Annotated in this window: 14 protein-coding genes and 2 pseudogenes; 11 read left to right on the top strand and 5 right to left on the bottom strand. The window is 51.2% G+C overall.

Translation table 11 applies throughout. The features are described 5' to 3' along the window. The first annotated feature begins 12 nt into the window (after positions 1-12). The 6 genes from lsrR to ACQ0PY_RS20560 all read left to right on the top strand — a co-directional run bounded on the left by lsrR (position 13) and on the right by ACQ0PY_RS20560 (position 8,582). On the top strand, positions 13-969 hold the full coding sequence (gene lsrR, locus ACQ0PY_RS20585; protein WP_043001820.1) for a transcriptional regulator LsrR: 957 nt from the start codon (positions 13-15) through the stop codon (positions 967-969). 108 nt (positions 970-1,077) lie between these two features. Further along, the gene (gene lsrK / locus ACQ0PY_RS20580; RefSeq protein ID WP_042999276.1) at positions 1,078-2,670 is read left to right on the top strand and encodes an autoinducer-2 kinase; all 1,593 of its coding nucleotides are present in this window, start codon (positions 1,078-1,080) and stop codon (positions 2,668-2,670) included. Positions 2,671-2,682: 12 nt separating this feature from the next. After that, positions 2,683-3,033, top strand: a complete 351-nt coding sequence (locus tag ACQ0PY_RS20575; protein ID WP_042999277.1) for a cupin domain-containing protein — start codon at positions 2,683-2,685, stop codon at positions 3,031-3,033. A 245-nt stretch (positions 3,034-3,278) separates the two neighbouring features. Continuing rightward, entirely contained in the window at positions 3,279-5,246 is a 1,968-nt protein-coding gene (locus ACQ0PY_RS20570; RefSeq protein ID WP_054176787.1) for a YjhG/YagF family D-xylonate dehydratase, read from the top strand. 329 nt (positions 5,247-5,575) lie between these two features. Further along, the gene (locus ACQ0PY_RS20565) at positions 5,576-6,955 is read left to right on the top strand and encodes a glycoside-pentoside-hexuronide (GPH):cation symporter (RefSeq protein WP_042999279.1); all 1,380 of its coding nucleotides are present in this window, start codon (positions 5,576-5,578) and stop codon (positions 6,953-6,955) included. 10 nt (positions 6,956-6,965) lie between these two features. Beyond that, positions 6,966-8,582 carry a glycoside hydrolase family 43 protein gene (locus ACQ0PY_RS20560; RefSeq protein WP_044256824.1) on the top strand — a complete coding sequence of 539 codons (1,617 nt, stop codon included), beginning with the start codon at positions 6,966-6,968 and terminating at the stop codon, positions 8,580-8,582. A gap of 12 nt (positions 8,583-8,594) precedes the next feature. On the opposite strand, the pseudogene ACQ0PY_RS20555 reads toward ACQ0PY_RS20560, so the two are convergent. Then, positions 8,595-9,176 (bottom strand): annotated as a pseudogene (locus tag ACQ0PY_RS20555) (IclR family transcriptional regulator); the annotation flags it as partial. Between the two features lie 66 nt (positions 9,177-9,242). Between ACQ0PY_RS20555 and ACQ0PY_RS20550 the strand changes: the two are divergent. Further along, complete coding sequence (locus tag ACQ0PY_RS20550; RefSeq protein ID WP_064575655.1) at positions 9,243-10,247, top strand: IS110-like element IS5075 family transposase; 1,005 nt, start codon at positions 9,243-9,245, stop codon at positions 10,245-10,247. Between the two features lie 250 nt (positions 10,248-10,497). Here the strand turns inward: ACQ0PY_RS20550 and ACQ0PY_RS20545 are convergent. The 3 genes and pseudogenes from ACQ0PY_RS20545 to ACQ0PY_RS20535 form a co-directional block, all read right to left on the bottom strand. Beyond that, a pseudogene (locus ACQ0PY_RS20545) lies at positions 10,498-10,683 on the bottom strand (helix-turn-helix domain-containing protein); the annotation flags it as partial. 208 nt (positions 10,684-10,891) lie between these two features. Further along, positions 10,892-11,608 carry an SLATT domain-containing protein gene (locus ACQ0PY_RS20540; protein ID WP_042999282.1) on the bottom strand — a complete coding sequence of 239 codons (717 nt, stop codon included), beginning with the start codon at positions 11,606-11,608 and terminating at the stop codon, positions 10,892-10,894. 196 nt (positions 11,609-11,804) lie between these two features. Continuing rightward, positions 11,805-12,677, bottom strand: coding sequence for a phosphorothioated DNA-binding restriction endonuclease (locus ACQ0PY_RS20535; RefSeq protein ID WP_109739498.1), 873 nt, complete (start codon positions 12,675-12,677; stop codon positions 11,805-11,807). Positions 12,678-12,818: 141 nt separating this feature from the next. Here ACQ0PY_RS20535 and ACQ0PY_RS20530 point away from each other — a divergent pair, with 141 nt between their 5' ends. Continuing rightward, positions 12,819-13,454 (top strand): HNH endonuclease, encoded by a 636-nt coding sequence (locus tag ACQ0PY_RS20530; protein ID WP_109739497.1) that lies wholly within the window; start codon positions 12,819-12,821, stop codon positions 13,452-13,454. Between the two features lie 48 nt (positions 13,455-13,502). Here the strand turns inward: ACQ0PY_RS20530 and ACQ0PY_RS20525 are convergent, their stop codons facing one another. Then, a complete protein-coding gene (locus ACQ0PY_RS20525; protein WP_042999285.1) occupies positions 13,503-15,416 on the bottom strand; it encodes a sigma-54-dependent Fis family transcriptional regulator in 1,914 nt (637 codons plus the stop codon). 236 nt (positions 15,417-15,652) lie between these two features. Here ACQ0PY_RS20525 and ACQ0PY_RS20520 point away from each other — a divergent pair, with 236 nt between their 5' ends. The 3 genes from ACQ0PY_RS20520 to ACQ0PY_RS20510 are packed head-to-tail and all read left to right on the top strand — an operon-like array spanning position 15,653 to position 19,148. Next, a complete protein-coding gene (locus ACQ0PY_RS20520; protein WP_042999286.1) occupies positions 15,653-16,849 on the top strand; it encodes a CaiB/BaiF CoA transferase family protein in 1,197 nt (398 codons plus the stop codon). Between the two features lie 11 nt (positions 16,850-16,860). Beyond that, a complete protein-coding gene (locus tag ACQ0PY_RS20515; protein WP_044264501.1) occupies positions 16,861-17,778 on the top strand; it encodes a hydroxymethylglutaryl-CoA lyase in 918 nt (305 codons plus the stop codon). Positions 17,779-17,798: 20 nt separating this feature from the next. Further along, on the top strand, positions 17,799-19,148 hold the full coding sequence (locus ACQ0PY_RS20510; RefSeq protein WP_044253848.1) for an MFS transporter: 1,350 nt from the start codon (positions 17,799-17,801) through the stop codon (positions 19,146-19,148). The last annotated feature ends 24 nt before the right edge of the window (positions 19,149-19,172 follow it).

The following is a 19,172-nucleotide window of genomic DNA, read 5'->3' as shown; positions in this document are numbered from 1 at the left end:
GAAGACAGAATTATGACTATTAATGACCCGATGATTTCCGAGCAAGGGATGTGTGAAGAAGAGCTGGTGGCACGTATTGCGTGGTTCTATTACCACGACGGTATGACGCAAAGCGACATCAGCAACAGACTGGGGTTGACGCGGCTTAAGGTGTCGCGCCTGCTGGAAAAGGGGCATCAGTCCGGGATTATTCGCGTACAGATTAATTCTCGCTTTGAAGGCTGTCTGGAATATGAAACCGAATTACGTCGTCGCTTTGACCTGAATAATGTGCGGGTCATCCCGGGACTTCCCGGCGCGGATGCATGTGTTCGCCTGGGGATCGGCGCTGCGCATATGTTGATGGAGTCACTCCAGCCACAGCAGATTCTGGCGGCGGGCTTCGGCGAAGCGACCATGAATACCTTAAAACGGCTCAGCGGGTTTATTTCTGCTCAGCAAATTCGCCTGGTGACGCTGTCGGGTGGCGTGGGGCCTTACATGACCGGGATTGGACAACTCAACGCGGCCTGTCCGGTCAGTATTATTCCGGCGCCGCTTCGCGCCTCTTCTGCGGAGATTGCCCGGACGTTAAAAAATGAAAATAGCGTCCAGGATGTCCTGCTGGCCGCCCAGGCAGCCGATGCGGCCATTGTCGGTATCGGCGCTATCAACCAGAAAGATGAAGCCACCATTATTCGCTCAGGCTATATCACGAAGGGTGAACAACTGATGATTGGCCGCAAAGGCGCGGTGGGCGACATTCTGGGTTACTTCTTCGATGGTGAAGGGCAGGTGATCCCGGAGATGAAGATTCACGATGAACTGATTGGGTTAACCCTCAATACCCTGAAGACGATCCCGACCGTGATTGGCGTCGCCGGGGGCGTGAATAAAGCGGAAGCGATCGCCGCCGCGATGAAAGGGGGCTATATCAACGCATTGGTCACCGACCAGGAAACTGCCGCCGCCATTGTCAGCGGACAGTAATGCGTATCTGTCGTGCAGGCGTACGGCAGGGGAGTAACAGAATTTCCGTTTGTACCGTGGAGAAAGCATTGACGACCTGACAGATATAATAAGCCGAGGACTAAAACGATGGCCCGACTCTGTACCCTCTCTGACTCAGAACATTACCTGATGGCACTGGACGCCGGAACTGGCAGCGTCCGCGCCGTGATTTTCGACCTGGAAGGCAAACAAATTGCGGTGGGACAAGCGGAATGGCGACACCTTGCCGTACCGGATGTGCCCGGCTCGATGGAATTTGATCTGGGAAAAAACTGGCAACTGGCCTGTGATTGCATTCGCCAGGCACTGCATATCGCCGGTATTGCGCCGGAAGCAATAGCTGCCGTTTCCGCCTGTTCGATGCGCGAAGGCATTGTGGTCTATGACGCAGAGGGAACGCCGGTCTGGGCCTGTGCCAACGTGGATGCCAGAGCGGCACGGGAAGTCAGCGAGCTTAAAGAGATCCACGACTACACTTTCGAAAGCGAAGTCTATCGCAGCACCGGCCAGACGCTGGCGTTGAGTGCCATTCCGCGTCTGCTCTGGCTGGCGCACCATCGTTCGGACATCTATCGTCGCGCCTCGACGGTCACGATGATCAGCGACTGGATGGCCTATATGCTCAGCGGCGAGCTGGCGGTCGATCCTTCCAATGCCGGAACCACGGGCCTGCTGGATCTCAAAACGCGCGACTGGAAACCCTCACTACTGCAAATGGCCGGACTGCGGTCGGATATTCTCTCGCCGGTCAAAGAGACCGGCACGCTGCTGGGTAGGGTGACGGCTCAGGCTGCAGCCCTGTGCGGGCTGAAAGCCGGCACGCCGGTGGTGGTGGGCGGCGGGGATGTGCAGTTGGGCTGTCTCGGCCTTGGGGTTGTTCGTCCGGCGCAAACCGCCGTACTGGGTGGCACATTCTGGCAGCAGGTCGTGAATTTACCTGCGCCGATTGTTGATCCTGAGATGAACGTACGCGTTAATCCGCACGTCATTCCGGGAATGGTACAAACTGAATCGATCAGCTTTTTTACCGGCCTGACGATGCGCTGGTTCCGTGATGCCTTCTGTGCCGAAGAAAAGCTGATCGCCGAGCGCCTGGGCGTCGACACTTATACACTGCTGGAGGAGATGGCTTCCCGGGTGCCGGCAGGGGCATGGGGCGTGATGCCGATTTTCTCCGACCGGATGCGTTTCAAGAGCTGGTATCACGCCGCCCCTTCGTTCATCAACCTGTCCATCGATCCGGAAAAATGTAATAAGGCCACGCTGTTCCGCGCGCTGGAAGAGAATGCGGCCATTGTGTCGACCTGCAATTTACAGCAAATCGCCGATTTTACCGGGATCCATCCCACGTCGCTGGTGTTTGCCGGGGGAGGCTCGAAGGGCAAACTCTGGAGCCAGATTCTGGCAGACGTGTCAGGGCTGACGGTCAACGTTCCGGTCGTCAAAGAGGCGACGGCGCTGGGTTGTGCGATTGCCGCTGGCGTGGGGGCCGGGATTTGGTCATCCATGGCTGAAACGGGCGAACGACTGGTGCGCTGGGAGCGGGAGCATGTTCCGGACAAGGAGAAACATGCGCTTTATCGGGAATCGCGCGAGAAATGGCAGGCGGTATATCAGGAACAGTTAGGTCTGGTCGATCACGGGTTGACGACCTCTTTGTGGAAAGCGCCGGGTTTATAACAGGAGATCGTCATGATTAAATCGAATGAAGCGCAGCATGAGTACCGTTTTGGCGACAGTGGCCCGAAATACCTCATTCGTGGCCCGGTATGTGACATGGGCGTCGTCATGCTCCAGCCCGGTCAGTCTTTTCCCAACCATCGCCACATCGAAGCCTGTGAAATTTTTTATACCCTGGCAGGCGAAGTGACGCTGTACCTGAACGGTGAACCCTACACATTAGGCTCCGGGGATGTGATGCACTGCGATCCCGGTGAAGCACATTTTCTGGTGAACAAAGGGGAAGTGCCGTGGAAAGGGGTCTTTGTGAAATCGCCTCATATACCGGGTGACAGTCATCCGGTTGAGCCTGCCGGGTATTAGCTTTCGGGATCATCAACGGTCGGATAGTCAGTGGCTGTCCGACCATTTCGTTAGCGTAACCTTCTCGTTACATTTCGTTGCTTACCGTTTTGTGATCAAGGCTAAAAAACGCACAGCCTGCTCCTCTCTCTGATTTACCTCTACGCATGGCCTGCATTACAGTTAATCTATAAATAAGAACGTTGTTCTATAATGTAGAACAATAATGGAGCGACCTGAACCCCGACGCTCGGGAGAGTGTGACAATGTCTATCAACACCATTTTTACGCCGCAGGATGAACCGTTCTATGCGGTGAAAACCCACGCTGCTGGCCCCCAGGGGGCATTGCCGCTGACGCCGCAAATGTTACTGGAGTCTCCCAGCGGTAACCTTTTCGGCATGACGCAAAATGCCGGAATGGGCTGGGATGCTAACAAACTCACGGGCAGAGAAGTGTTATTGATTGGTACGCAGGGTGGTATTCGCCACTCAGATGGCCGCCCTATTGCTCTCGGTTATCACACCGGGCACTGGGAGATTGGCCTGCAAATGTCGGCGGCGGCAAAGGAAATTACCCGTCTCAGTGGCATTCCTTTCGCGGCATTTGTCAGCGATCCGTGTGACGGTCGTTCGCAGGGGACGCACGGCATGTTTGATTCGCTGCCTTATCGTAACGACGCGGCGATTGTCTTTCGCCGTTTGATTCGTTCGCTACCGACACGGCGGGCGGTCATTGGCGTGGCGACCTGTGATAAGGGGTTGCCCGCAACGATGATTGCGCTGGCGTCAATGCACGATCTGCCGGTGATCCTCGTACCGGGCGGGGCGACATTACCGCCCACCTTCGGCGAAGATGCCGGAAAGGTACAAACCATCGGTGCTCGTTACGCAAATAATGAGTTGAGTTTGAAAGAGGCATCCGAACTGGGGTGTCGCGCCTGCGCGTCGCCCGGCGGCGGATGCCAGTTCCTGGGGACCGCAGGGACATCACAGGTAGTGGCGGAAGCGTTAGGACTGGCGCTGCCGCACTCAGCGCTGGCGCCGTCGGGCCAGGAGGTGTGGCTGGAGATTGCGCGTCAATCGGCGCGGGCAGTGATGGCGCTGGATGAAAAAGGGATTACTGCCCGCGACATCCTCACCGACAAAGCGATAGAGAATGCGATGGTGGTGCATGCGGCCTTCGGAGGCTCGACGAATCTGCTGCTGCATATACCGGCGATCGCCCATGCCGCCAGATGCCGCCTGCCGGATGTGGCGCAGTGGAGCGCGATCAACCGCAAAGTGCCGCGCCTGGTCAGCGTGTTGCCCAACGGCCCGGATTATCACCCGACGGTGCGTGCATTCCTGGCGGGGGGCGTGCCGGAGGTGATGCTGCACCTGCGTCGACTGGGACTACTGCATGAAGATGTGATGACGGTAACCGGGCAAACACTCGGTGAAAACCTCGACTGGTGGGAGCACGCTGAACGTCGGGCGAAATTCCGTCAGTGCCTGCGCGATCAGGACGGTGTGGATCCTGATGACGTGATCCTGTCGCCGGAAGGGGCAAAAGCGAAAGGGATGACCTCCACAGTGGCGTTCCCGGTGGGTAATATCGCGCCAGAAGGGTCAGTCATCAAAGCGACGGCGATCGACTCGTCTGTGGTGGATGATGACGGTGTTTATCGCCATACGGGCAAGGCGCGCGTATTTGTCTCGGAAGAGGCGGCGATCAAAGCCATCAAACAGGGGCAGATCCAGCAGGGCGATATCATGGTGATTATCGGCGGTGGGCCATCCGGCACTGGCATGGAGGAGACTTACCAGCTCACTTCGGCGCTGAAGCATATCTCATGGGGGAAAACCGTATCGCTCATTACCGATGCCCGTTTTTCCGGCGTATCCACTGGCGCTTGCCTGGGGCACGTTGCGCCGGAAGCGCTCGCGGGAGGGCCGATCGGCAAATTGCGCACGGGGGATGTGATTGAAATTGTGGTCGATCGCTTGTCATTGAAAGGCAGCGTGAACTTTATCGGCAGCGCACAAGCACGACTGACGCCGGAAGAGGGCGCGACAGTTCTGGCGGAGCGCGAGTTACATCCCGACCTGAAGCCCCATGACTATCTGCCTGACGACACCCGACTGTGGGCTGCATTGCAGGCGGTAAGCGGTGGAACCTGGAAAGGGTGCATCTACGATACGGATAAAATTATTGAGGTGATTAACGCTGGGAAAAAAGCACTTGGGCTTTGAATAATTAAAATTAATTAATCAGTCGCCGGAACACTATTTTCGGCGACGAATAATATTGTCCTGAAATATATTATCCTTCACGGGAGGATGTCTTTTTTTTATTTTCTTGAAAAGTGCATCGTTATCACAGAAGTTAAAATACATAACCGCTAAAGCAAATATGACAATTGTTGTCTCATCGAATCCCTCTCTACAATCTTCCTCGTAAGCATCATCTGGTAAGCATACGGATAAAGGGTGTATTCCTCACAAAGTTCACGTTCAGATATTTAATTTTGTAGGTCCCGGTCATTCGGAACGTATTTCTCTCATATTCTCTGGAGGTAGAAATGCAGTTAACAATGAAAGATAAAATTGGTTATGGACTGGGGGACACCGCCTGCGGTTTCGTCTGGCAGGCCACGATGTTTTTACTGGCCTACTTTTATACCGATGTTTTTGGTTTGTCGGCAGGCGTAATGGGCACATTATTCCTGATTTCACGCGTGCTGGATGCGATAACCGATCCATTAATGGGGTTAATGGTTGACCGAACGCGTACCCGCTACGGCCAGTTTCGTCCCTATTTGTTGTGGGGAGCGATCCCGTTTGGCATTGTCTGCGTATTAACATTTTATACGCCTGATTTCTCCGCCCAGGGCAAAATCATTTATGCCTGCGTCACCTATATTTTATTGACGCTGGTTTATACCTTTGTGAATGTCCCTTATTGTGCCATGCCCGGCGCCATTACCGCTGATCCAAAAGAGCGTCATGCTTTACAATCGTGGCGTTTTTTCCTGGCCGCTGCCGGTTCATTAGCCATTAGCGGCATTGCCCTGCCGTTGGTAAAAATTATTGGCCAGGGGGATGAACAGGTCGGCTATTTCGGCGCGATGTGTGTATTGGGTATTTGTGGCGTAGTGCTGCTGTTCGTGTGTTTCTTTACAACGAAAGAGCGTTATACGTTCGAGATTCAACCTGAATCATCGGTTAAGAAAGACCTTAAATTGTTGATGGGGAATAGCCAGTGGCGAATTATGTGCGCCTTTAAAATGATGGCGACCGGTTCGAACGTGGTTCGCGGCGGCGCAACGCTCTATTTTGTCAAATACGTGATGGACCATCCTGAGCTGGCAACGCAGTTCCTGCTCTATGGCAGCCTGGCGACGATGTTTGGTTCTCTTTGTTCGTCTCGTCTGCTTGGCCGATTCGATCGCGTGACGTCGTTTAAGTGGATCATCGGCATTTATTCACTGATCAGCCTGAGTATTTTCTTTATTCCGTCAGACAATATCGCGCTGATATTTGCGCTGAATATTGTGTTCCTGTTCGTCTTCAATACCACCACACCGCTGCAATGGTTGATGGCCTCCGATGTGGTGGATTATGAAGAGAGCCGAAGTGGGCGCCGGCTTGATGGCCTGGTATTCTCTACCTATCTCTTCAGCCTGAAAATCGGTCTGGCCATTGGCGGCGCGCTGGTGGGCTGGATCCTTGCCTTCTCCAGCTACTCCGCAAGCAACGCCGTGCAGCCAGATAACGTCCTGATGACTATCAAAATCCTCTTCTGCATCGTACCGGTCGTGCTTTACGTCGGTATGTTCACACTGCTTTCGTTCTACAAACTGAGCAGCAAGCGTGTGGAAGAGATCAGCCAGCAGCTGCAACGTCAGCGCACCGCGCAGCCTGAGAGCAAACCTGCCGATGCCGCTGTGGCAGTGAACTGAGGAGAGAACCATGTATCAGATTGAAAACCCGATCCTGACCGGCTTCAACCCGGACCCGTCTCTGTGTCGTGTGGGCGAGGATTACTATATCGCCACCTCAACCTTTGAATGGTTTCCCGGTGTGCGAATTTACCATTCTCGCGACCTGAAACACTGGTCTCTGGTCAGTACTCCGCTCGACAGCGTGGCGCTGTTGGATATGAAAGGCAATCCGGATTCTGGCGGCATCTGGGCGCCTTGCCTGAGCTATGCCGATGGCAAATTCTGGTTGCTGTATACCGACGTAAAAATCGTTGATTCGCCGTGGAAAAATGGCCGTAATTTCCTGGTTACCGCGCCATCTATTGAAGGGCCGTGGAGCGCGCCTGTGCCAATGGGCAACGGCGGGTTTGACCCTTCACTCTTTCATGATGCGGATGGACGAAAGTATTACATCTATCGCCCGTGGGGGCCGCGTCATCACAGTAATCCTCATAACACCATTGTGTTGCAGGAGTTTTTTGCTGACACGCAAACCCTTTCGCCGCAGCGTTCAACGCTCTTTACGGGTACTCCATTGGGCTATACCGAAGGGGCGCATATTTATCGTCGCGAGGGCTATTACTATCTGATGGTGGCGGAAGGGGGAACCAGTTACGAACATGCCGTGGTGGTATTGCGGGCAAAAAATATTGATGGGCCGTACGAACTGCATCCCGATGTGACGATGATGACCAGTTGGCATCTGCCGGAAAACCCCCTACAGAAGAGTGGTCACGGTTCACTGCTGGAGACCCATACCGGCGAATGGTATCTGGCGTATTTGACCAGCCGTCCGTTACATCTTCCGGGAATTCCGCGATTAGCGGCAGGCGGGCGGGGATACTGTCCGCTCGGGCGTGAGACAGGGATTGCGCGTATCGAGTGGCGTGACGATTGGCCCTATGTTGAAGGGGGCAAACACGCGGCGCTGACGGTGCCGGGGCCACGTATGACAGAGCAGGCTAGCGTTGGAACGGGAGCGTGGCGAACGGATTTTGACAGTGAAAGGCTCGATCCAGAATTGCAGACCCTACGTATTCCGTTTGATGACCAGCTTGGCTCGCTGACCGCCCGACCTGGATTTTTACGTCTGTATGGCAATGATTCGCTGAACTCCACCTTTACCCAGTCAACGGTCGCTCGCCGTTGGCAGCATTTCTGTTTTCGTGCTGAAACGCAGCTGGCCTTTTCTCCGCGCTACTTCCAACAAAGCGCGGGGCTAACCTGTTACTACAACAGTAAAAACTGGACGTACTGCTTTATGGACTGGGAAGAGGGGCGCGGACGAACGCTGAAGATTATTCAACTCGATCACAACGTGGCGCACTGGCATCTTTACGATAATCCGATTCTGGTGCCGGAGAATGCGGAAAACGTCTGGCTGCGAGTGGATGTGGACAATCTGGAATACCGCTATAGCTATTCATTTGATGGTGACCACTGGCAGACCATTCCGCTAACGTTTGAGGCGTGGAAACTGTCAGATGACTATATTGGCGGCAGAGGCTTCTTTACCGGGGCATTTGTTGGTTTGCACTGTGAGGATATTAGCGGCGACGGCTGCTACGCCGATTTCGCCACCTTCTCTTATCAACCGAAAGTTTAGCGAGACACAGGGTCAGGGTTGACGATAGCCCAGCGTTATCGACAGCCCCAGCCCGGCATCCATCAGTTTCTGACGCCAGGCGGCCAGCTCGGCGTCGTTTACGCGAGAAGTGAGAGTGGAGAGGCTAAGGGCTGCGATAACCCGTGATTCATGATTCCAGACCGGTACCGCGACGCAGCGCACGCCGGGCTCATTCTCTTCGTTATCCATCGCATACTGGTTATGGCGGGTTTCTTTCAGCGCGGCAAGTAGCGAGGCGCGATCGGTAAGGGTGGCGGGGGTAAAGCCATTGAACTGATACCCCTCCAACACCGCAGCAAGTTCTTCCTCATCCAGCCAGGCGAGCAATACCTTACCGATAGCCGTGGCGTGAACAGGCAAGCGGCGACCAATTCGTGAATAAGCGATGGCAGCCTGCTTACCTTCTATTTTCTCAATATAGACGCCTTCGTTGCCGTCCAGAATACCCAAATGGGTGGTTTGTCCCGTTTCCTGCGAGAGCCGGATCAACCAGCTTTTTGCCTTCTGGCGAATATCCATTGTGCCAACGACAAAGTGGCCACGCTCGACCAGTTTCATTCCCAGACGGTATTTAATGAGATGGTCACTCCCTCCTTCCCAGTACTATGCTGAGGACAGGCTTTCATTCGGAGAACCATCATGGAAAACATTGCGCTTATTGGTATCGATCTGGGTAAGAACTCTTTCCATATTCATTGTCAGGATCATCGTGGGAAGGCCGTTTACCGTAAAAAATTCACCCGACCAAAGCTAATCGAATTTCTGGCGACATGCCCGGCAACAACCATCGCGATGGAAGCCTGTGGCGGTTCTCACTTTATAGCACGCAAGCTGGCAGAGTTAGGGCATTTTCCAAAGCTGATATCACCGCAATTTGTCCGCCCATTCGTTAAAAGCAACAAAAATGACTTCGTTGATGCTGAAGCTATCTGTGAAGCAGCATCACGTCCATCTATGCGTTTCGTGCAGCCCAGAACCGAATCTCAGCAGGCAATGCGAGCTCTGCATCGTGTCCGTGAATCCCTGGTTCAGGATAAGGTGAAAACAACTAATCAGATGCATGCTTTTCTGCTGGAATTTGGTATCAGCGTTCCGCGAGGTGCTGCCGTTATTAGTCGACTGAGTACCCTTCTTGAGGACAGTAGTTTGCCTCTTTATCTCAGCCAGTTACTGCTGAAATTACAACAGCATTATCACTATCTTGTTGAGCAGATTAAAGATCTGGAATCTCAGTTGAAACGAAAGTTGGACGAAGATGAGGTTGGACAGCGCTTGCTGAGTATTCCCTGCGTTGGAACGCTGACTGCCAGTACTATTTCAACTGAGATTGGCGACGGGAAGCAGTACGCCAGCAGCCGTGACTTTGCGGCGGCAACAGGGCTGGTACCCCGACAGTACAGCACGGGAGGTCGGACGACATTGTTAGGGATTAGCAAGCGGGGCAACAAAAAGATCCGAACTTTGTTGGTTCAGTGTGCCAGGGTATTCATACAAAAACTGGAACACCAGTCTGGCAAGTTGGCCGACTGGGTCAGGGAGTTGTTGTGTCGGAAAAGCAACTTTGTCGTCACCTGTGCTCTGGCAAACAAGCTGGCCAGAATAGCCTGGGCACTGACGGCGCGACAGCAAACTTACGAAGCATAAAGGCAGAAATACACCAGTTTAAACAATCATTCATCTGGTTTTGCGAATACTGATATTGATGATACTAACGGCCCACCGGCCTGTTGAGGAACCTGTAAAACGGAAAGGCTCATTGAAGCCGTATATTTTCTGGAGGTTCATCAGGCGCGGAACTCATCGAGGCGCGGGAATAAAATCCCATTCAGACGCCGGATAGATTCAAGCAAGCCAACTTGTCGTCAAAATCGGTGTTGCAAAAACGGGAGTGACCATAGATTCCGTTTTCCGGGTTCTGATCGATATAGCCATGCAACTGAAGCGTTTTAAGAAGAGAGTGGAGGGTACTTTTGCTCAATCCCATCAGTTTGCTTATCTCGGTGATTTTGAGTTCCGTAGCCTGTTCATTAAACAAGTCGAGGATCTGCAAAGCACGTTCAACAGACTGAATTATTGGCATAATTTTCCACCGTCCACGAAGAATTCTTCTTGTGTGACCGTACTATTTTCGAGGGTGAAAAGCAATGCCGGGCACGCTGGCATGATGCAGGTTTCAGGGCAGATAAGTGCAGGTGTTACAGGGCACGCTGAGTTGATGAATCGTTCTGTGTGGGCGACCTGCACCGGTTTGATTGAGAACGGGCTTAATCGCCCGTTGTACGATGAGATTAACAGGATAATGTCAGATAGCATTTCACATAGCGTAAATAATCTCTTTTCCTGATGATTTTTAATGAGCATAATACGTAGGCGATTTTTATCTTTATATTCACACTTACAATAGTACTTAGCTTTAATGTCGTACGTTTTTTCTTGGTGCTAAATTTTATAATATCCTTTTCCATCTCAGCTAGTTTTCCTTTGATGGCATTGCGTCGGTAAGCATTCATACTCATCGCTTTGAATGAGTCGCTATTATTCGTCGGACATGACTCACCCTCTTTGTTTATCTCCAGATACTTTTCTAATAAAGGTTCGTATTCTTTTATTTTCTCATTATAATTGTTTTTATTGATTTCATTTAAAAGAGATCTTGCTTTCCTGGATATTTCAATATAGGCATTGCCGACATATCGATGTTGTGCCGTTTGTTTCTCTAAACCAAGAAAACCGATAATTGCAGTTGAAATACCAACTAATAATGGAAGGATATGACTCAAAGCCGTATCCCAGGAGGCCCAATGTTCTATTTGAAGATAAGAATTTAGTAATTCTAATATGCTCTTGCCTATTCCAGATGATATTACAGCGGAGCCTACGACGGCAAATAAACCCAGATAGATTCGCCATTTGTTTTTTCTGTCGGCAGCAATAAAGTGCCTGTCCTTGCCAATTTTACAATCATTTTCCAGATTCGCAATTTCAATGATTTTTTTCTCATTCATAAATATTAACTCTATGCTGTGAAAAGGGTAATTTTTGTGCTTTTCAATGATGTTAGCCTTATAGAAAGACCACTTGTGAGATATATGATAAAAGAGTTTTGACCTAATCTAACGCTAGTTAAACGAAAGTATCATACCCTATTTTTTGTCATGGCTACTGAAAGTTCTAATGTTTCCTGAGCAAGCCTGATCTTTATCATCTCCTGAACACCTCTCTCCTATGCCAATCCACGAATTCGTCCTGCGGGCAGTATGCTTTTACCTGCGGTAGAGAAATGATCTTCCCCTGAAAATCCCAAAACAGCCTGCCGACGATCCCGCTACCGTTAACCGCTTCTGAAACCTGTACTCGCATACTCTCATCTAATCCAATGGATCCCTTATCAAAAGCTTTATGATGGATTGCGCAGAGGGCCAGACCATTCGGAATTTCGCAAGGACCACCGTACTGCTTCCATTTGATATGGGCAGCTTCCAGCGCGACAGAGGTATTGTCGTGCCGCATGTTGTAGCCGCAAATGGCGCATTCATAGTTGTAGGCTCGCAGTACCTGCTGGCGGAACAGGGGATCGCGCTGTCTACGAAGCAACTGGAGTTCAAATCCCAGTTCATCGGCGAGTTCTTCCTGAATACTTTCGGTAAAATGGGCTTCGAGGATTTGTCGGGCGAGTGAATTAATCAGTTTCTTACTTTTTATCAGATGGTCGTAATGTTGCTTATCAAAGCCGCCAGCAACGTTAAATTCAACCAGTTCACCAGCGGGAGGTTGTCGGCTACTGCCAAATGTGGAACAGCGCTCCGCGTTTTGCAGTTGCCAGAAACCGTCTCCCTGTAAACGCCAGAAGGGCATGTCCGGTCGGTACTGGGCGCGTTGGGGGCCAAATCGCTCCAATAGACTACGTAGGTTATCGCGAACTTCCGAAGCATAATCAAACAGACGCCCATGACCTTGCTGATAACCCGCCAGTACGTATAACAGCAGTAATGGCTTATGCGGCGCGCGCTGCTCGCCTTTGCGCCAGATCGTCATGTCGGCAATTGCCTGTTGCAGCATCTGAATGGAACCCATTGATTTCATTACTCGAGAAATAATTGCGATGATGCTCGCAAAATACGGCCTGATCAAGCGGTGAAGGAGGGATACACTGGTGGGGTCACGGAGTCTTGCCAATGAGACAAGCAAAGCCCCGGATTACATGGATCATATCAAATGAATGAATTACCCGATCGATTGCCACGGAAATACATTATTAAAGCCATTCGAGCCTACGATGACGGGTTCCCTCATCTTTTCAAAGAGGCCCGACGTTATGAGGTAGTGTTTGATGGCCGCCGCTATCCTTCAAAAGCGATCGTGGGGATCGCGGCAACGTTGATGACCGGGAAAACATTCACGCCGCAGGATTTCTCGGGAGGTATCAAATCGAAATGCGTGCGTTTGTTGATTGAGCAAGGATTTCACATCGTGCAGGGAGAAAAGGGGGCTGCAACTGTCAGCGATACCCTTTTCCCCGATGAGCTAACATCGCAAATCGACTATGTGGAAGGAGCGGCTACGCAGGTGGTGGTGAATTGTTATGAACGCGATCGCAATGCTCGGCAGAAAGCGCTTGAGTATCATGGCTATCAATGCAAGGTGTGCGGCCTCGACATGTCAAAGGTATACGGCGAAATCGGCAAGGGGTTTATCCATATTCACCATCTGGTACCGCTTTCGGCGATTAAAGAGGATTATCATCTGGATCCCATTGACGATCTGATACCAGTCTGCCCGAATTGCCATGCGATGTTACACCGACATAATCCGCCATTGACCCCAGAAGAATTAAAGCAACGAATGAGTTGAAATAATATTGGACTCAGCAGGCGACCGGCATTGCGTCGTTGCCCTCCCTTAGCGGTCCATCTGATTATATTTTCGCCATAAACTCATTTTGCTGATCCCCAGATGGGCGGCGACTTTCTCTTGATCCTGTTCAAAAAGATCCATGTAGAACGCAATAATCTGTCGCTCGAGATCTTTAATGATGACTTTCAGTTGTCCTTTACTCAGATCCGCGACGATCCTCCCATTTGTCTGTGACGCGTTGCAGGATTTAAGCGCGTTAAAACCGGTCAGATTTAATATCTCAAACAGCGAAGCGTCCGGAAATCCGGCCGATAATAGTGCCAGTCGTTCAATGATAAAATTCAGTTCACGCACGTTTCCCGGCCAGTTGTAAGTGGAAAACAGGGCGATGAACTGCGCCAGTTTATGCCCGCAGCCCGATTTTTCGAGGAAGTGCCCAGCCAGAAAACGGACGTCGCCGTCTCTTTCCCGTAGCGGCGGCACCATTAGCGGTAAGACGTTCAACCGATAGTAGAGATCGCCGCGAAACGAGCCTTCCTCCGCCATTTTTTCCAGCGATCGGTTAGTGGCGCCGATAATACGCACATCGACAGGGATAATATCCTTTCCCCCCACCCGCATAATTTCGTATTCCTGTAAGACGCGTAACAGGCGGCTCTGAATAGGCAGTGGCAGTTCACCAATTTCATCGAGAAATAAGGTTCCCTGGTGCGCCAGTTCTATCAGACCTTCTTTTCCTTCGCGCCGCGCGCCGGTAAAAGAGCCCCCTTCATAGCCAAACAGTTCGCTTTCCAGCAGGGTTTCCGGAATGGCGGCGCAGTTAATGGCGACAAATGGACCCCGGTGGCGTTTACTCTGGTTATGAATACTCTGCGCGAATAGCTCTTTACCGGTGCCGGATTCCCCATAAATCATCACCGGGGAGTGGGTATTGGCATAAATTTTTGCCAGATGAATGACCGACTCCATGTGTTTATTTTGCGTGAGGATATGCTCAAAACGGTAACGGGCGGTGAAGCCTTTTTTCATCAGCTTGCCGCGAATAATCCGCTCCACTTTTTGGATTTGCGGCGTATCGGTAAACGAACACACCACCCCAATACACTGCGTACCACGAAATATTGGCACCCGGCTGGTAATGATGGAGGTATTGTCCAGATCCATAATCTCCCGGATCTCGGGGGATTTTGTCAGCAATACCTGGTTAATCCGCGTATTTTTAATGACCGTATCCACCGGTTTGCCAATCACCTGCGAGGCCATCAGGCCAAATATGTTCTCGGCGGATTTATTGAAGATCTGGATCTCGTTATTTTCGTTGGTGACGATGATCCCTTCCGTAATTGAGGAGAGAATGATCTCCAGTCGCGCCATATCCTGTTGCTTGCGGCGGGTCGTCTCCACGATTGCCATCGCTTCGCGCAGCGCGCTGTTCACCGATTCCAGACCATTTTCGATCAGAATCCCGTGCATCTCATAGTGTTCCGCCGTGTCTGAAACCGGTAATCCTCCCGCCACCGTCTGGAAATTACGTGCACGGCATTTTTTGAGCTTATCCACCATATCGGCATGCGATAAAAAGATAAATTCTTCTATCTCCACGTCCAGTGCGGTTGCCACCAGATTTACGTCAGATAAATAGTTCTGATAATTGAAAAAGGCGATTTTATGCGGATGTTTTTTCAGTGGCGTGAGCGATTTAAGCAAATCCAGCGCGGACGTGAGAATACGTACTACCGGAATTTTGGTTACGCGATCGATATAGTCCGCCGTACCGCCACGGCTGATAATGATGTCATAAAAATCAGGGTCGAGATTTCGCGCAATCCCCGCGGCTTTTTCCAGGCTTCCGTGAAAAACATGGCAGTTAAAAATACCGGCGCACTGCTCAGTCACCACGGCTGCCAGTGCCGGATAGGGGGTTATTAAGGCCAGATTCGGTAACGTTTTATGTGACATAAATCACCATGGAAAATTTGTGGCTATCATAAACCAATATCACAACTGTTATGAATTTCAAAATTGAAAGCCATTTTTCTATCTCTCAGATAAATAGCAAAATGCAATAAATCTATTTGTTTCATTTGGTTAGATCAAATAGTTCCGATTTATTCATTCCTGGCACACATATTGGATTAGACAATCTATAAGGCAAGCGGCCTTGTGCTCTATCTAATAAAAAAGTGAGGGAAGGAATGAACAAACAGTCTGGTGTATTAAGCGGTGTTCGTGTGCTGGATTTAACCCGGGTGCTGGCTGGCCCTTATTGCGGAATGATGCTGGCGGATTTTGGCGCGGATGTGATTAAAATCGAATTGCCGGGGAAAGGGGATGATTCGCGGGCCAACGCGCCGCAAATTAATGGCGAAAGCGCCTACTTTATGAATTTAAACCGCAATAAGCGCGGAATGACGCTGAATCTTAAATCTGAAGAAGGTCGGCAGATATTTCTCGATTTAGTTCGCGACAGCGATGTGGTTCTGGAAAACTACCGTCCGGGTGTGATGGAAAAACTGGGACTTGGCTATGAGGATTTGCGTAAGGTGAATCCGGCGATTATTTACGGCGCCGTTTCCGGCTTTGGTCATACCGGCCCGTATTCGAAACGCGCGGGTTACGACATCATCGGCCAGGCCATGAGCGGACTGATGAGCACCACCGGTTGGCCTGATACGCCGCCTACGCGCACCGGGACTGCTATTGCGGATGTGGTCGGGGGGATGAGTTGCGCTATTGGCGTACTTGCCGCTTACGTCAACCGCCTGAAAACCGGTGTCGGCGAAAAAGTGGATATTGCGCTGGTCGATTCGATGGTGTCGTCGCTGGAAATTATCAACATTATTTACCTTAATACAGGACGTATTCCGACACGTATTGGTAACCGCTATGAAGCGATTTATCCGTATGACTCTTTCCAGGCGCGTGACGGTTACGTCATTATTGCCTGCGGCAACGACAAATTATATGGCCTGCTGAAAAACGTTCTGCAAATCAGCGCGCTGGAAGATGAGAAATTTAAATCTAACCTCGACCGCGTCGCTCATCACGCCGAGCTGAAAGACATTATCGAATGCTGGACCCGCGATTTAGATATCGACACCATCGTGTCGATGCTACTGGATGCCGGTATACCTTCTGCGCCGATCAATACCATCGACCGCGTGACTCAGGATCCGCATATTGCTGGTGCCCGCGAAATGTTTGTCGATATTGAACACCCCGTCGCCGGGAAAATTACCATGACCGGCAATCAGGTTAAATTCACGAACAACAAGGCGACCATCAGAATGCCTGCGCCCACGCTTGGTCAACATAATTACGAAGTGCTTAAAGAACGTCTGGGCTATTCAGATGAAAAAATTGAGCAGCTTATTCGTTCCGGCGTTCTGTAAGGGGTTCTGCCATGTCGACATTTATCCAGATTACTGAAGTCGGGCCAAGAGATGGTTTTCAGAACATCAAAGCGTTTATTCCTACCGATTTAAAAATAAAAATTATCGATCGTCTGGTCGAGTCGGGGATCGGCGCGATGGAAATCACCTCGATGGTTAGTCCTAAGGCGATTCCACAAATGAGCGATGCCCGTGAGGTTATTCAGCATGTTCTGAACACGCATCCGCATATTATTCCGTCAGTGTTAGTACCGAACGTGAAGGGGGCCAGTCTCGCCAGTGAGGCCGGCATTAAAAATATTAACTATGTGGTTTCGGTCAGTCCGGCGCATAACAAGGCCAACATTAACCGGACGCATGCCGAGTCGCTGGAGGATCTTTATAAAATTCGCCACACGTTCCCGGATATGACTATTACGCTGTCGCTGGCGACGGTATTTGGCTGCCCGTTTATTGGCGAGACCAGTCGTGAAACGCTGATGGATATGATCAAGTTTGCCGATGATCTCGGGATTTCGGCGGTAACCCTGTGCGACACCATCGGCGTCGCCAATCCGACTCAGACATTATCTGTACTGCGCGGGATCCAGCAGAAATTCCCCAAAATGGACATTGGTTTGCATCTGCATAACACCCACGGTATGGCGCTGGCCTGTATGTTTGCTGGCGTTCAGTCGGGCATAACGCGCTTTGAGACCGCTGTCGGTGGACTGGGCGGGTGCCCGTTTGCGCCTGGGGCCGCCGGTAATGCCGCCACCGAGGATGCGGTGAATATGTTTAACCGAATGGGGTTCGATACCGGTATCTCACTGCCTGACCTGCTGGATATCGCAAACCTGATCCGCAGCACGATTGAACCGACGTTGTTGAGCAGTCTTTCGCGAGCCAGAACCTACAGTGAATTTGATTTTTGCAGCGAAAAAATCTGACCTCTGATACGGAAACAGACATGATGAATAATAATATCGGGAAGCCGAAGATGACCCATTACAGATGGTGGGTCATGAGTTTTATTTTTGTAACCTACACCGTAGCTAACGCCGATCGCGCAAATATCGGCTTTGCTATTCCGTTTATTCAGGAAGAATTTCAAATCTCAAATACCATGGCAGGACTGTTAATCAGCCTGTTCTTTGCCGGCTATGCGTTTTTTCAAATTCCTGCCGGGTACTTGATTAAGAAGTTCGGCATGCGTAATGCATTTGCGATGGGGATGTTATTAACCTCCGTATTTACGGGGTTGATGGGGATGGTGAATAACATTTTCCTGCTGAAGATCCTGCGTTTTATGGTGGGCGTCTGTGAGTCACCGGTGGTTATTGGCTCGACGGTGACTATCAACCAGTGGTTTCCCCCGAAGGAAAAAGGGACGGCAACCGGGCTGTTTCTGGCAGGATCCAAGTTTGGTCCACTGATCGTCCCGCCACTGTGCGCCTGGATCATCACCGTCTGGGGATGGCGCTATATCTTTGTCTTCTTTGCCATTCCGGGCTTGCTGTTGGCGATCTTCTGGTATCTGATGGTTCGCAATAAGCCGGAAGAGAGCCGCTTCGTGAATGAGCAAGAGGTCGCTTACATCCGCGAAGAACAGCTTCCGGCGACGACTCAGGAAGCCGCCGCTCCGGCCGTTCCTGAGTTCAATTACTGCTGGCTCGACAAGCTAATTCGCACAAAGCAGGTTGAAGAACTCTCCTGTTCAAAACAGGTCTTCCGCTGCTGGGATATTTATGGCGTCGCGCTGGGATACTTCTCGATGGTGGGGATTGTCAGCGTGCTGATGTCATGGCTGCCCAAGTATCTGATCACCGAACGCGGATTCGATCTGACGAGTTCTGCCGCACTGGCAGCCGCACCGTTTCTCGGGACGGTCATGGGCAACTTTATTGGCGGCGTGCTCTCTGACCGGGTGCTGAACAAGCGTCGTAAACCGCTGATGTTGCTCAGCGCCGGGGCGACGATCTTCACCATGTACTCACTGGTTTATGCGCCAGAAAGCAAAATCGTTCTGTCGCTGATGCTGTTCCTGCTGGGGCTGATGCTGTCGCTGGGCTATTCGGCTTACTCGGTCTACGCGATGGGGCGGGCGAATAAAGACATTTATCCGATCGCTTACAGCGTGATCAACATGGGCGGGCAACTGGGTGGCATGTGTATGCCGCTGATCGTGGGTATTATTCTGGATGCTTACAACTGGGATGCGGTATTCATGGCGATGACCGGGTTCTGTGTTCTGTGCTTTATTCTGGTCTCCACGGTCATTGAACCGTTGTCGAAAAATATGAAGGTCAACTACCGGTAACCCGTAAGATACTGTGCGGGTAAG

The organism is Citrobacter sp. LST-B2 (assembly GCF_057983045.1).
The sequence above is the reverse complement of the archived record's forward strand: the minus strand, read 5'-3'. Positions and strand labels throughout refer to the sequence as shown.

Bases quoted from the DNA above. Each gene is read 5' to 3' on its own strand.
- lsrR (WP_043001820.1), top strand. From the start codon at position 13: ATGACTATTAATGACCCGATGATTTCCGAGCAAGGGATGTGTGAAGAA.
- lsrK (WP_042999276.1), top strand. From the start codon at position 1,078: ATGGCCCGACTCTGTACCCTCTCTGACTCAGAACATTACCTGATGGCA.
- ACQ0PY_RS20575 (WP_042999277.1), top strand. From the start codon at position 2,683: ATGATTAAATCGAATGAAGCGCAGCATGAGTACCGTTTTGGCGACAGT.
- ACQ0PY_RS20570 (WP_054176787.1), top strand. From the start codon at position 3,279: ATGTCTATCAACACCATTTTTACGCCGCAGGATGAACCGTTCTATGCG.
- ACQ0PY_RS20565 (WP_042999279.1), top strand. From the start codon at position 5,576: ATGCAGTTAACAATGAAAGATAAAATTGGTTATGGACTGGGGGACACC.
- ACQ0PY_RS20560 (WP_044256824.1), top strand. From the start codon at position 6,966: ATGTATCAGATTGAAAACCCGATCCTGACCGGCTTCAACCCGGACCCG.
- ACQ0PY_RS20550 (WP_064575655.1), top strand. From the start codon at position 9,243: ATGGAAAACATTGCGCTTATTGGTATCGATCTGGGTAAGAACTCTTTC.
- ACQ0PY_RS20540 (WP_042999282.1), bottom strand. From the start codon at position 11,608: ATGAATGAGAAAAAAATCATTGAAATTGCGAATCTGGAAAATGATTGT.
- ACQ0PY_RS20535 (WP_109739498.1), bottom strand. From the start codon at position 12,677: ATGGGTTCCATTCAGATGCTGCAACAGGCAATTGCCGACATGACGATC.
- ACQ0PY_RS20530 (WP_109739497.1), top strand. From the start codon at position 12,819: ATGAATGAATTACCCGATCGATTGCCACGGAAATACATTATTAAAGCC.
- ACQ0PY_RS20525 (WP_042999285.1), bottom strand. From the start codon at position 15,416: ATGTCACATAAAACGTTACCGAATCTGGCCTTAATAACCCCCTATCCG.
- ACQ0PY_RS20520 (WP_042999286.1), top strand. From the start codon at position 15,653: ATGAACAAACAGTCTGGTGTATTAAGCGGTGTTCGTGTGCTGGATTTA.
- ACQ0PY_RS20515 (WP_044264501.1), top strand. From the start codon at position 16,861: ATGTCGACATTTATCCAGATTACTGAAGTCGGGCCAAGAGATGGTTTT.
- ACQ0PY_RS20510 (WP_044253848.1), top strand. From the start codon at position 17,799: ATGATGAATAATAATATCGGGAAGCCGAAGATGACCCATTACAGATGG.